This window comes from Stenotrophomonas sp. Steno-Z1, from assembly GCF_056393175.1.
The window spans coordinates 16,897-29,321 of sequence record NZ_JBWJPB010000013.1 but is presented as its reverse complement, the minus strand read 5'-3'; the positions used below and the strand labels follow the sequence as shown (position 1 = coordinate 29,321).

At 68.7% G+C, this 12,425-nt stretch carries 11 protein-coding genes and 1 tRNA gene; 4 read left to right on the top strand and 8 right to left on the bottom strand.

Translation table 11 applies throughout. The features are described from left to right. Window positions 1-543 precede the first annotated feature (543 nt). From ychF to AC06FD_RS20045, 8 genes are all read right to left on the bottom strand, one after another. A complete protein-coding gene (gene ychF / locus AC06FD_RS20080; protein WP_259208995.1) occupies window positions 544-1,635 on the bottom strand; it encodes a redox-regulated ATPase YchF in 1,092 nt (363 codons plus the stop codon). A 53-nt stretch (window positions 1,636-1,688) separates the two neighbouring features. Continuing rightward, window positions 1,689-2,267 carry an aminoacyl-tRNA hydrolase gene (gene pth, locus AC06FD_RS20075; protein ID WP_259208997.1) on the bottom strand — a complete coding sequence of 193 codons (579 nt, stop codon included), beginning with the start codon at window positions 2,265-2,267 and terminating at the stop codon, window positions 1,689-1,691. Between the two features lie 80 nt (window positions 2,268-2,347). Then, the gene (locus tag AC06FD_RS20070; protein WP_259208999.1) at window positions 2,348-2,962 is read right to left on the bottom strand and encodes a 50S ribosomal protein L25/general stress protein Ctc; all 615 of its coding nucleotides are present in this window, start codon (window positions 2,960-2,962) and stop codon (window positions 2,348-2,350) included. Window positions 2,963-3,069: 107 nt separating this feature from the next. Then, window positions 3,070-4,029 carry a ribose-phosphate diphosphokinase gene (locus AC06FD_RS20065; RefSeq protein ID WP_038692467.1) on the bottom strand — a complete coding sequence of 320 codons (960 nt, stop codon included), beginning with the start codon at window positions 4,027-4,029 and terminating at the stop codon, window positions 3,070-3,072. 133 nt (window positions 4,030-4,162) lie between these two features. Then, window positions 4,163-4,239: transfer RNA gene (locus tag AC06FD_RS20060), tRNA-Gln, on the bottom strand. Window positions 4,240-4,248: 9 nt separating this feature from the next. Beyond that, complete coding sequence (gene ispE / locus AC06FD_RS20055; RefSeq protein WP_478078709.1) at window positions 4,249-5,118, bottom strand: 4-(cytidine 5'-diphospho)-2-C-methyl-D-erythritol kinase; 870 nt, start codon at window positions 5,116-5,118, stop codon at window positions 4,249-4,251. Continuing rightward, window positions 5,115-5,777: a lipoprotein insertase outer membrane protein LolB gene (gene lolB, locus AC06FD_RS20050; protein WP_478078708.1), complete on the bottom strand. Its 663-nt coding sequence runs from the start codon at window positions 5,775-5,777 to the stop codon at window positions 5,115-5,117. The genes ispE and lolB overlap by 4 nt, the downstream gene beginning before the upstream one ends. Continuing rightward, the gene (locus tag AC06FD_RS20045) at window positions 5,774-7,471 is read right to left on the bottom strand and encodes a tetratricopeptide repeat protein (protein ID WP_478078707.1); all 1,698 of its coding nucleotides are present in this window, start codon (window positions 7,469-7,471) and stop codon (window positions 5,774-5,776) included. The genes lolB and AC06FD_RS20045 overlap by 4 nt, the downstream gene beginning before the upstream one ends. Before the next feature lie 64 nt (window positions 7,472-7,535). On the opposite strand from AC06FD_RS20045, the gene hemA reads away from it, so the two are divergent. From hemA to ppk2, 4 genes are read left to right on the top strand one after another with little or no spacing between them, the layout of a single operon-like run. Beyond that, the gene (hemA, locus tag AC06FD_RS20040) at window positions 7,536-8,819 is read left to right on the top strand and encodes a glutamyl-tRNA reductase (protein ID WP_259209011.1); all 1,284 of its coding nucleotides are present in this window, start codon (window positions 7,536-7,538) and stop codon (window positions 8,817-8,819) included. After that, on the top strand, window positions 8,797-9,882 hold the full coding sequence (gene prfA / locus AC06FD_RS20035) for a peptide chain release factor 1 (protein WP_259209013.1): 1,086 nt from the start codon (window positions 8,797-8,799) through the stop codon (window positions 9,880-9,882). Before hemA ends, prfA begins: the two co-directional genes overlap by 23 nt. Window positions 9,883-9,884: 2 nt before the next feature. After that, on the top strand, window positions 9,885-11,588 hold the full coding sequence (locus AC06FD_RS20030; RefSeq protein WP_478078706.1) for an O-linked N-acetylglucosamine transferase, SPINDLY family protein: 1,704 nt from the start codon (window positions 9,885-9,887) through the stop codon (window positions 11,586-11,588). Window positions 11,589-11,639: 51 nt separating this feature from the next. Beyond that, the gene (gene ppk2 / locus AC06FD_RS20025) at window positions 11,640-12,422 is read left to right on the top strand and encodes a polyphosphate kinase 2 (protein ID WP_449336113.1); all 783 of its coding nucleotides are present in this window, start codon (window positions 11,640-11,642) and stop codon (window positions 12,420-12,422) included. Window positions 12,423-12,425: the final 3 nt, after the last annotated feature.

Below are 12,425 nucleotides of genomic sequence, written 5' to 3'. Positions count from 1 at the left end.
CGTGCCCGCTTCCGGCCATGTGGCCGGAAGCGGGCGCCACCGGTGGTGCCGGCCCAAGGTCGGCGCGGCACAACGCCGAACGCCCCCGACCGGCTTTTCCACACCCCGCGTGGAAAGCCGTGGGGGTTTGATGTGGACAAGTCGGTGCAAGCCAGCCACGCCAACGTTTTCGGGGCGTGGCGTTTTTTTGTCCAGGCGTGGACGCGGTTTTCCACAGCACGCGTGCAAAGCGATGGGGGTTTGTTGTGGACAACCGTGCGTAAGCGGTACGTGGCAAGGGTTTCCACGTCTGGTCAATTATTGTCCAGTTCGTCTGCGGCGGAGCATCGCGTGGTTGCCGGCCAACGGTCGGCACTACCGGGCGGGGTTTTCCACATGGGGCGTGGAGAGCGATGGGCATTTGTTGTGGACAAGTGGCGCAGAGTCCCACCTGCCGGGCGTTTTCCGCAGTGGTGATTTTTTATCCAGCGCAGGGCATCGCGCGCCACAAACGCAAACGCCCCGCTCAAGGCGGGGCGTTGCGGGCATCGACCGGCGATGCGATCAGACGTTGAAGCGGAAGTGCAGGATGTCGCCTTCCTGGACACGGTATTCCTTGCCTTCCAGGCGCAGGCGCCCGGCTTCCTTGGCACCGGCTTCGCCCTTGTACTTGATGAAGTCGTCGTACGCGATGGTTTCGGCGCGGATGAAGCCCTTCTCGAAGTCGGTGTGGATCACCGCAGCAGCCTGCGGGGCGGTGGCGCCCTTGCGCACGGTCCAGGCACGCACTTCCTTCACGCCCGCGGTGAAGTAGGTTTGCAGGCCCAACAGCTGGTACGCGGCGTAGATCACGCGGTTCAAGCCCGGCTCGGACAGGCCGAGGTCGGCCAGGAAGGTGTCGCGGTCTTCGTCGTCGAGCTGGGACAGCTCTTCCTCGATCGCCGCCGACACCGGCACCACCTGCGCGCCTTCGGTGGCGGCGCGGGCGCGCACGGCGTCCAGGTGCGGGTTGTTCTCGAAGCCGTCTTCCAGCACGTTGGCGATGTACATCACCGGCTTGAGGGTGAGCAGGAACAGGTCGCGGACCAGGGCCTTCTCTTCCTCGTCCAGGCCGGCACTGCGGCCGGCCTTGCCGTCGGCCAGGGCGGCCTGCAGCTTGGCCAGCACCGGCTTGCGCGCGGCCGCTTCCTTGTCGCCGCCCTTGGCGGCGCGTTCGGCGCGGTTCAACGCCTTCTCGACGCTGTCCAGATCGGCCAGGGCCAGCTCGGTATCGATGGTGTCGATATCCGAGATCGGGTCGACCTTGTTGTTGACGTGAATGACGTCAGCGTTCTCGAAGCAGCGCACCACGTGGGTGATCGCATCCACTTCGCGGATGTGGGCCAGGAACTTGTTGCCCAGGCCTTCCCCGCTGGCGGCACCGGCAACGAGGCCGGCGATGTCGACGAACTCCACCGCGGTCGGGATGACCTTCTGCGGGTTGATGATCGCGGCCAGCTCGTTCAGGCGCGGATCCGGCACCGGCACGATGCCGACGTTCGGTTCAATCGTGCAGAACGGGAAGTTGGCCGCGGCGATGCCCGCCTTGGTCAGCGCGTTGAACAGGGTCGATTTGCCGACGTTGGGCAGACCGACGATGCCGCATTTGATACCCATCTTTGACAGCCTCTGGGGGTGGTAGGTACCGACCGTGGGTCGGTACACCGTGGTTATTTCGGGGTGTGCAGGCGCTTCATCGCCTCACTGTAATCGCCGCCTACTGCCAGTGGCAGCACGTCGATCGCATCGTCGATGGCCTGGCCGATCAGCACATCGTCATCCTTGCTCGCGCGGCCCAGCACCCACGGCACCACGCGGTCCTTGTGACCGGGATGGCCGATGCCGATGCGCAGGCGGTGGAACCTGCCATGGCCCAGCAGGCGGATGGTGTCGCGCAGGCCGTTCTGGCCGCCGTGGCCGCCGTCGAACTTGAGCCGTGCCACGCCGGGCGGCAGGTCCAGTTCGTCGTGCGCCAGCAAGGTTTCTTCCGGCTCGATCTTCCAGAAACGCTGCGCGGCAGTGACCGACTTGCCACTGAGATTCATGAAGGTGGCGGGCTTGAGCAGCCACACCGCCTGCCCGGCGATATCGACCTTGGCGGTCTCACCGAACAGCTTGCTGTCCACGCTCCAGCGCGCGCCGGCCTGTGCGACCAGGGCGTCAATGAAACGAAACCCGGCATTGTGCCGGGTCTGGGCGTGCTCGGGTCCGGGGTTGCCCAGACCAACGATCAATCGCAATCCTGTCATCACTCTTCTTCGTCGGTACCGGCCCTGTGCCGGCACATACAGAAACGGCGCCTGCCCCGGGGGACAGGCGCCGCAATCGCTTACTCGGCAGCCGGTGCTTCGTCGGCAGCGTCTTCCTTGCCGTGCTTGGCGGTGACGATCGCGTCGTCATGGTCCTTGCCCTGGGCCAGGGCCGGGATTTCAACGCCCTTCGGCAGCTTGATGTCCGACAGGTAGATCACGTCGCCAGCCTTCAGCTCGCCCAGGTCGACGTCGATCGACTCCGGCAGGTCCTTCGGCAGGCAGGAAACGGTCACTTCCTTCAGTTCGTGGGTGACCACGACGTCGGCAGCCTTGCCAGCCGGCGAGGTGTCTTCGTTGACGAAGTGCAGCGGGACGTTGGCGGTCAGGGCCTCGTTCTCGTTCACGCGCAGGAAATCCAGGTGGATGATCAGCTGCTTGAACGGGTGGCGCTGCATGTCACGCAGCAGCACCTTGGTGACCTGGCCGTCCAGGTTCAGGTCCAGGATGGACGAGTAGAACCACTCGTTCTGCTGGGCCAGCCAGATCTGGTTGTGGTCCAGGTTGATGTTGATCGGCGCGGCTTCGCCGCCGTACACGACGGCCGGGATCACGCCGGCGTGACGCAGGCGGCGGCTCGCACCCTTGCCCTGCACGTCACGAGCGGTGACCTTGATTTCATGGGTCTTGGACATTGTATTTACTACCAGTTGATGCCTTGCCGGAGGGCTTGGCGATTGAGGGCACGTCCGCGACCAGACGTACCCGGGACCCGGTCACCGTTGCCGGTGGCCGGAAAAAATCAATCCACGTACAGCGAGCTGACCGACTCGCCGAAGGCGATGCGGCGCATCGTCTCGGCCAGCATCTCCGCCACGCTGAGCTGGCGGATCTTGCTGCACACCCGCGCCTCTTCACGCAGCGGGATGGTGTCGGTCACCACCAGCTCGTCGAGCTGGGAGTTGTTGATGTTGTCCACCGCCGGGCCCGAGAGCACGGCGTGGGTGCAGTACGCGGCCACCTTGAGGGCGCCGCGCGCCTTCAGCGCTGCGGCAGCCGCACACAGGGTGCCGGCGGTGTCGACGATGTCATCGACCATCACGCAGGTCTTGCCTTCCACGTCACCGATGATGTTCATCACGGTGGAGACGTTGGCGCGCGGCCGGCGCTTGTCGATGATCGCCAGGTCGGCATCGTCCAGGCGCTTGGCCACCGCACGCGCACGCACCACGCCACCCACGTCCGGCGACACCACGATCAGGTTCTCGGTGCCGTAAGCGCGCCAGATATCGGCGAGCAGCAGCGGCGAGGCATACACGTTGTCAACCGGCATGTCGAAGAAGCCCTGGATCTGGTCGGCATGCAGATCCACCGTCAGTACCCGGTCGGCGCCGACGGCGCTGAACATCTTGGCGGCCACCTTGGCGGTGATCGGCACGCGCGAGGAGCGCATGCGGCGATCCTGGCGCGAGTAGCCGAAATACGGCACCACCGCGGTGACGCTGTTGACCGAGGCGCGCTTGAGCGCATCGATCAGCACCAGCAGCTCCATCAGGTTTTCCGCGCTGGGCGCGCAGGTCGGCTGGATCACGAACACGTCCTGCTTGCGGACGTTTTCTTCGATCTCGACCTGCACTTCACCATCGGAGAAGCGCGACACCAACGCCTTGCCAGGCCGCACCCCCAGTTCCTTGCAGATGCTCTGCGCAAGGCGCTTGTTGGCGTTGCCGGAAAATACCAGCAGGTTGGGGTGATCTTGCATCATGACGGTCTCGGGCGGGAGCGATTGGAGAACTCGGCCGCCGGCACCCTGGAGTGTCTGCGGTGACAACACCGCGAGACATCGGCCGTGCCCGCGCAGGCATGCGCATGGGAACGCGGCTGACATCCGCTAGTGGCAGGGGCGGGAGGATTCGAACCTCCGAATGCCAGGATCAAAACCTGGTGCCTTGGGCCTCTTGGCGACGCCCCTGCATCAAAATCAATAACGCTCGAGTACATCGAGCAACGGCGAACGCTCCACGCCCGCAGCCACCCATGCCCGCAGTTCCTTCGGCAACCGCGCCAGGCCCTGCTCTGCAGCAGCGCGCGTGGCGAACTCGACGAAACAACCGCTTCCCGACCCGGTGAGTCGTGCCCGGCCGATCCTGCTCAACGTTGCAAGCACTGCCTCTACGGCAGGCTCGCGGCGGCGCAGTACCGGCTCGAACGCATTCCCGAGCAAAGACCCGGAAGCGAAGTCCGCTATTTTCGCCACTGGGGCGTCTCGCGTCAAATCCGGATCTGCAAAAAGTCGCGGGGTGGGCACGTGCACGCCCGGATCGGCGAGCACGAACCAGGCCGGCGCCAGCGCGATTGCCGTGAGCTGCTCGCCCACGCCTTCGGCCCAGGCATTGTGGCCGCGTACGAACACCGGCACGTCCGCGCCCAGTTGCAGGCCCAACGCCGCCAGCGCATCCACGTCCAGACCGGCGTTCCACAACGTGTTGAGACCCACCAGGACGGTCGCGGCGTCGGAGGAACCGCCGCCGAACCCACCACCGGCCGGAATCACCTTTTCGACGCAGATGTCAGCGCCTTGGGCGACGTTGGCGGCATTTTTCAACAGCACGGCGGCACGCACGGCCAAGTCGTCGGCCGCGTCCACGCCCGCCACGGACGGTCCGTCGCGGTGAATGACGCCATCCTCCCGCACCCGCAGGCCGATCCGGTCGCCCCAGTCCAGCAGCCGGAACACGGTCTGCAGCTGGTGGTAACCGTCGGCGCGCCGGCCGGTGATGTGCAGGAACAGGTTCAGCTTGGCCGGGGCCGGCCATGTCGACCAGCCCGCGTTCAGGTCCGTGCCGCTCATGGGCTGCCCAGCACCCAGCTGTCGACCACCAGGCGCACCTTGGCATCCCCGTTGACCGCCTCGATCCGGCGCGGCAGCACCGGGCGATCGCCCTCAGCCGGGAACCAGTCCAGGTACTGGACCTGCCAGCCCATCTGCTCGACCCGGCGCGGGCGGCCCTCGCCGTCGCGCTCGATGCGCGCGGCCGCGGCGGTGTCGCCGGCGACCAGGCCGCGCACCCAGTCGGGCAACTGGTTGACCGGGATGTCCCAGCCGGTGGCATCGAGCAGGAGCTGCTGGGCGTCCTCGCCCTCGCGGGTGCCGCCCTCCATGCCTTCCAGGCGCCCGCCCTCGTGGTGGCTGTCGCCGGTGAGCTTCCAGCTTTGCCGGGTTACCGGCGCGCTCAGCTCGACCTCGTACTGGCGGTCCTGCTGCTGCCAGTCGATCCGGCCGTTGCCGCCATTGCGGCCCTTGTTGACCGCGACCCGGCCCTGGAACGCCCACTGCGACTGCGCGCGAACGGCGGCCACGCGGGCCGCTTCCGCCCGCTCCGCCGCGGCCGACACGGTGCTGACCACCGCCGGCGCGGCCGGTGCCTTGCGCTCGTCCAGCGACACGCAGCCAGCCAACGCCAGGGCCATCGCCAGCGCGGTGCCGGCCTTGAACAGGGTCACCTTCATACGCCGTGCTTCTCGATCACGCGCTGCAGGGCGCGGTTGTCAGGGTCCAGCTTGCGTGCCTCGTCGAAGAAGCGCCGCGCCTCGTCCTTGCGTCCCAGCACCCACAGGACTTCGCCGACATGCGCGGCGATCTCGGCATCCTTGGCCAGGGTCCAGGCACGGCGCAGTTGCACCAGCGCTTCTTCATTGCGGCCCAGCCGGTAAAGCACCCAGCCGTAGCTGTCGACGATGGCCGCGTTGTCCGGCTCGGCGACGCGGGCGCGGTCGATCAGTTCCAGGGCTTCCTGATAACGCTGGGTGCGGTCGGCCAGGGTGTAGCCCAGCGCATTCAAGGCGGCCACGTTTTCCGGCTCGGTCACCAGGATCTTGCGCAGGTCGGCCTCGGCGCGCGGGACGTCGTCGCGCCGTTCCCAGGCCAGCGCGCGGGCATACAGCAGGGCGCTCTCATCCGGGTAGGCGGCCAGGCCGCGTGCGAGCGCGTCCAGTTCACCCGCCAGGTCATCACCGCGCTGGCGCAGCTCGGCCTCCAGCAGGTAAGCGTCGCGGCGCGCTTCGTCGTCGACGCTGGCATCGGACTGGATCGCATGCACTTCGGCGAAGGCCTTGTCCGGGCGACCGGCATCGTACTGGGCGTTGGCCGCGCGCAGGCGCGCCTCATCCAGCTCCTCGCCGCCGGGCACGCTGTGATACCAGTCCACCGCCTCGGCCGGGCGCTTGAGGTATTCGGCGATCTTGCCGAGCAGCAGACGCTGGGCCGGGTCCGGCTTGGCCGCCTGTTTGGACAGTTCGGTATACAGGGCCAGCAGCGCGACATCGTCCTTCTGCTTGGCCAGCAGCGAGGCGCGCATGCCCCAGGTCTGCACGTCCTGCGGGCCGACCGCCAGCACGCGCGCGGCCGAACGGGCATCGCCCATGCTGTCGTAGGCGATGGCCAGTGCATTGCGCAGTTCCGGGTCCTGGCGGCTCTTGGGCTCCACGCCCACCAGCAGGGCGCGAGCCTCGTCTTCCTTGCCGGCCTGGGCTAGCTGGCTGGCATTCAACAGCGCCACGCGCGGCTCATTGGGGAAGCGTTTGACGACTTCATCGACCATGCGCTTGGCCAGGTCGGGCCGGTCCATGCGCATGGCCAGCCGGCCCAGCTCCTGCCAGACCTCGAGCTGGTCGGGGATGGCGTTGTCGTCCACCAGCCCGCCCAGCACCTGCGCCGGGATGGCGGGATCGCGACCGCCCCCGATCAGCGCGGCGATGGCGAACTTCCAGCCGCGCGGGTCCGGGTCCTTTAGCATCACGCCCAGTTCGGCGCGCGCAGCCTTCACATCGGCCTGGCGCATGTCCAGCGCGGCGGCCGCGCTGCGCATGGCCAGCGTACGCGGGGCGCGTTTCTCCCACAGGGCCAGCGCGCGCGCGGCACGGGTGTCATCGTTGGCCAGCATGGCGATGCGGGTGGCGCGCTCGGCCAGCCCGGCATCGTCGGTGCCGGCCTCGGCTGCCTCCAGGTACCAGCGCGCGGCGTCACCGAGCTTGCCGGCCTGCAGGGCGAACTCGCCCGCCATCACCGGGGTGAGGGGCGCGGTTTCGGCCACCTTGGCCTTGCCGGGGGCAGGCGCGACGGGCGTCGTGGCGGGGGCCGCCAGGGCGCTGGCCGCGGACAGGGACAGCAACAGAACGCTGGAGATGCGAATCAATGCGGGCATCGGGGGCTTCTGGCCTTAAAATGACGACTTGAATGGCCAGCAGCTTATCGCAAGCAACTGAACAATGACCCTGTGGGTGCTCGGACTGAATCACCAGACCGCGCCAGTGGAACTGCGCGAACGCGCCTCCTTTGGCGGCGACGCCCTGCCCCAGGCATTGGCGTCGTTGCGCGATACGCCGCAGGTAGCCGAGGCGGTGCTGCTGTCCACCTGCAACCGCACCGAGCTGTACGCGGTGGCCGAATCGGGCGAGGCCTTGGCGCAGTGGCTGGAGTCCCATGCCGGCGGGCTGCACGGCTACCTCTACCAGCACGCCGACGCCGACGCGGTGCGCCACCTGTTCCGGGTGGCCACCGGGCTGGATTCCATGGTGCTGGGCGAGCCGCAGATCCTGGGCCAGGTCAAGGACGCGTGGGCGACCGCGCGCGACCACGGCCTGCTCGGTCAACGCCTGGACCGGCTGTTCCAGCAGACCTTCTCGGTGGCCAAGCGCGCCCGCACCGATACCCGGGTGGGCGCCAACCCGGTGTCGGTGGCCTCCACCGCGGTGCGCCTGGCGCAGAACTCCTTTGCCCGCCTGGAAGACTCCACGGTGCTGCTGGTGGGCGCCGGCGAGACCATCGAGCTGGCCGCCCGGCACCTGAGCGAAGGCAAGGTGCGCCGCCTGCTGGTGGCCAACCGCACCCTCGCCCATGCGCAGGACCTGGCCAGCCGCCATGGCGGCGTGGCATTGCCGCTGACCGAGCTGGAGCGCCACCTGGGCGAGGCCGACGTGGTGTTCTCGGCCACCGCGGCACGCGAGCCGGTCATCGCCCGGGCGCATGTCGCGGCCGCGCTGAAGACCCGCAAGCACAAGCCGATGCTGCTGTTCGACCTGGCCGTGCCGCGTGACATCGAGGCGGGCGTCGGCGAGCTGCAGGACGCCTTCCTGTACACCGTGGACGACCTGGAGCGCGCGGTCGAGGACAACCGCCGCAGCCGCCGCGAGGCCGCCGCCGAGGCCGAAGCGATCATCGAGCTGCAGGTGGCCCGTTTCGTGGAAACGCTGCAGGCCAGCGCGCACCAGGCCCCGTTGCGGCAGCTGCGCGCCTATGGCGAAGCGACCCGCGTGGAAATGCTGGACAAGGCCCGGCAGCAACTGGCCCACGGCAAATCGCCGGAGGAAGTGCTGGAACTGCTCGCGCATGGCCTGACCAACCGGCTGCTGCACCCGCCTACCGCCGCGCTGCGCGCGGCCGCGCTGACCGGCGATACTGAATTGACCCGCGCCGCCGAGCGCCTGTTCCCGGCCAAGCCGGGTTACCAACATCCTGCCGTGAAGACTGATGACGCCGACCCTGCGCCGTAAGCTGGAAGCGCTGGCCGAACGCCGCGAAGAACTCGAACGCCTGCTTGCCGACCCTGCCGTGGTCGGCGACAACGACCGTTTTCGCGCGTTCTCGCGCGAATTCGCGCAGCTGCAGCCGATCGCCACCGCGCTGGCCGATGAAGCCCGTGCGCTGGCCGACCTGGCCGCCGCCGAAGCCATGCGCAACGATCCGGACCTGCGCGAGCTGGCCGAAGAGGAAATCACCGCCGCCCAGCAGCGACTGCAGCACTTGGACCAGGAGCTGGCCCTGCTGCTGGTGCCGCGCGATCCGCGCGACGACGGCAACCTTTTCCTGGAAGTGCGCGCCGGCACCGGCGGCGACGAAGCGGCGATCTTCGCCGGCGACCTGTTCCGCATGTACGCCCGCTACGCCGAGCGCCAGGGCTGGAAGGTGGAGGTCGAGTCGGACAGCCCCGGCGAACACGGCGGCTACAAGGAAATCGTGGCCCGGGTGGTCGGCCGTGGTGCCTATTCCAAGCTGAAGTTCGAGTCGGGCACGCACCGCGTGCAGCGCGTGCCGGCCACCGAATCGCAGGGCCGCATCCATACCTCTGCGGCCACCGTGGCGATCATCCCCGAGGCCGACGAGGTCGATGAAATCGTCATCAACCCGGCCGACCTGAAGGTGGATACGTTCCGCTCATCCGGCGCCGGTGGCCAGCACGTCAACAAGACCGAATCGGCGATCCGCATCACCCACGTGCCGTCCGGGGTGGTGGTGGAATGCCAGACCGAACGCAGCCAGCACGCCAACCGCGACAAGGCGATGAAGCGCCTGAAGGCGCAGCTGCTGGATGCCGAGCGCGGCAAGCAGGCCGCCGCCACCGCCGAGAGCCGCCGCCTGCAGGTGGGCAGTGGCGACCGCAGCCAGCGCATCCGCACCTACAGCTTCCCGCAGGGCCGGATCACCGACCACCGCGTGGAGGGCCTCACCCTGTACGACCTGCCGAACATCATCGCCGGCGAGCTGGACACCCTGGTCGAACGGCTGATCCACGAACACCAGGCCGACGAACTGGCGCAGTTGGCGGCAGGCACCTGAGCATGGAGCCGGATCGGCAGCAGCTGCGACTGGCGGTGCAACGCCAGCCAGCCGACTTCATCGCCTGGGTGATGCTGGCCGACGCGGAACTGGAAGCCGGCGATGTGCTGGCCGGCGAGCAGGCGGCCGCGCGCGCCTTGCAACTGCGCCCGCAGCACCCCGAAGCGCTGGCCCGGCTGGGCCGCGCGCGCTGGATGCAGGGCCGCCATGCCGAGGCCGCCACCGCGCTGCGCCAGGCCGCCGACCTGGCCCCGCAACATCCGGGTATCGCGCTGTGGCTGGGCCACGCGCTGGAAGACGCCGGCCAGCCCGAAGCGGCCGCCGACGCGTATCGCCACGCGCACACGCTGCTGCCGGCCGAGCCCTACATCACCGCGCAGCTGCTCAACTGGCAGCGCCGGCTGTGCGACTGGCGGGATATCGAGCGGCTGTCGGCGCAGGTGCGGCAGGCCGTCGCCCGCGGCCAGGCGGCCGTCGAGCCGTTCGCCTTCCTCAGCGAAGACAGCAGCGCGGCCGAACAGCTGGCCTGCGCGCGGCAACGCGCGGCCGCCATTGCCGCCGGCGTGCGGCCGCTGCCCGCCGCCACGGTGCGCCGCCAGGGCCGCCTGCGCGTGGGCTTCCTGTCCAACGGCTTCGGCGCCCATCCGACCGGGCTGCTGACCGTGGCGTTGTTCGAGCAGCTGCGCGCGCTGGGCACGCTGGACCTGCACCTGTTCGCCCTCAATGGCGATGATGGCAGCGACATCCGCAGCCGCCTGCACGCGGCCGCCACCCAGTGGCATGACGTCAGCGCGCAACCGCACCAGCGCATCGCCGAGGGCATCCGCGCCGCCGGCATCGATGTGCTGTTCGACCTGCGCGGCTGGGGCGGCGGCGGCACCCCGCAGGTGCTGGCGATGCGCCCGGCGCCGGTGCAGGTGAACTGGCTGGCCTATCCCGGCACCTCCGGCGCGGCATGGATGGACCACGTGCTGGCGGACGCGTTCGTCCTGCCACCCGCGCTGGAGGCCGGCTTCAGCGAGACCGTGCGCCGGCTGCCGCGTGCGTTCCAGCCCTCGGACACCACCCGCGTGCTGCAACCGCCGGCCTCGCGCGAGGCCTGCGGGCTGCCGGCCAGCGGCGTGGTGCTGTGCTGCTTCAACAACAGTTACAAGCTCAATCCGCGCAGCGTGCAGCGCCTGTTCGCGGTGCTGCACGGCGTGCCCGGCAGCGTGCTGTGGTTGCTGTCCGGCCCGGGCAACGCCGATGCGCGCCTGCGCGGTGCGGCGCGCCAGGCCGGGCTGGATCCGGCGCGGCTGGTGTTCATGCCCAAGGCCCCGCACCCGGCGTACCTCGCGCGCTACCAGCATGCCGACCTGTTCCTGGACACCCACCCCTACAACGCCCACACCACTGCATCGGATGCGGTGTGGGCCGGCTGCCCGGTGCTGACCTGCCCGGGGGCGACCTTTGCCTCGCGCGTCGCCGGCAGCCTCAACCATCACCTCGGCCTGGCACGGTTGAACGTTGCCGATGACGCGTCGTTCGTCGCCACCGCCATCGCACTCGGCAACGACCCGCCGGCGCTGCGGGCACTGCGCGCGGAACTGGCCCAGCGCCGGGTGGACAGCAGGATGTTCGACATGGCCGGCTTTGCCAGCGACCTCACCGACGCGGTCGAGGCGATGGCGCGCGAACGTGGCTGGCAGGGCGCACACACGCCCTGACCCACCGCTGCGCTAGGCTCGGTCTTTCCCGTGAACGACCGAGGCACGCCGATGGGCAAGCTCAAACGCAAGGAGTACCAGGCCCTGCTGGAGCCGATGCAGCTGGAACTCATCGCCATGGCGCGCTGGGCCCAGCACACCGGCCAGCGCGTGCTGGTGCTGTTCGAAGGCCGCGACACCGCCGGCAAGGGCGGTGCCATCCAGGCCATCGCCGAACACCTCAACCCGCGCCAGTGCAGGGTGGTGGCGCTGCCCAAGCCGACCGACCGCGAGAGCACCCAGTGGTATTTCCAGCGCTACGTGGCGCACCTGCCGGCCGCCGGCGAGATCGTGCTGATGGACCGCAGCTGGTACAACCGCGCCGGCGTCGAACACGTGATGGGGTACTGCAGCGAGAGCGAGTACCACGCGTTCCTGGCGCAGGCCCCGGTGTTCGAGAAGCTGCTGATCGATGACGGCATCCTGCTGTTCAAGTACTGGCTCAGCGTGGACCAGGCACAACAGGAAAAGCGCTTCGCCGAGCGCCACGTCGACCCGCTCAAGGGCTGGAAGCTGTCCCCGGTGGACCTGAAATCACGCAGCAAGTACAGCGCCTACACCGAGGCGCGCGAGGCGATGCTGCGCGCCACCCACCGCGACGAAGCGCCGTGGACGCTGGTGGATTTCAACGACCAGAAGCGCGGCCGGCTGGGACTGATCCGCAACCTGCTCGATCGCCTGCCCGACACCCGCGTGGACGAACCGGAGCTGGCGCTGCCGCCGTTGAAGGGCAAGCTGCACAAGGAACACTTCGATGCGTTGAAACCGATCGAGCCGTATCCGCTGGCCGAATGACCC

Excerpts from the sequence above, each read along its gene's own strand:
- ychF (WP_259208995.1), bottom strand. The coding sequence starts at position 1,635 with ATGGGTATCAAATGCGGCATCGTCGGTCTGCCCAACGTCGGCAAATCG.
- lolB (WP_478078708.1), bottom strand. The coding sequence starts at position 5,777 with ATGAAGGTGACCCTGTTCAAGGCCGGCACCGCGCTGGCGATGGCCCTG.
- ispE (WP_478078709.1), bottom strand. The coding sequence starts at position 5,118 with ATGAGCGGCACGGACCTGAACGCGGGCTGGTCGACATGGCCGGCCCCG.
- AC06FD_RS20070 (WP_259208999.1), bottom strand. The coding sequence starts at position 2,962 with ATGTCCAAGACCCATGAAATCAAGGTCACCGCTCGTGACGTGCAGGGC.
- AC06FD_RS20030 (WP_478078706.1), top strand. The coding sequence starts at position 9,885 with ATGGAGCCGGATCGGCAGCAGCTGCGACTGGCGGTGCAACGCCAGCCA.
- hemA (WP_259209011.1), top strand. The coding sequence starts at position 7,536 with ATGACCCTGTGGGTGCTCGGACTGAATCACCAGACCGCGCCAGTGGAA.
- AC06FD_RS20065 (WP_038692467.1), bottom strand. The coding sequence starts at position 4,029 with ATGCAAGATCACCCCAACCTGCTGGTATTTTCCGGCAACGCCAACAAG.
- AC06FD_RS20045 (WP_478078707.1), bottom strand. The coding sequence starts at position 7,471 with ATGCCCGCATTGATTCGCATCTCCAGCGTTCTGTTGCTGTCCCTGTCC.
- prfA (WP_259209013.1), top strand. The coding sequence starts at position 8,797 with ATGACGCCGACCCTGCGCCGTAAGCTGGAAGCGCTGGCCGAACGCCGC.
- pth (WP_259208997.1), bottom strand. The coding sequence starts at position 2,267 with ATGACAGGATTGCGATTGATCGTTGGTCTGGGCAACCCCGGACCCGAG.
- ppk2 (WP_449336113.1), top strand. The coding sequence starts at position 11,640 with ATGGGCAAGCTCAAACGCAAGGAGTACCAGGCCCTGCTGGAGCCGATG.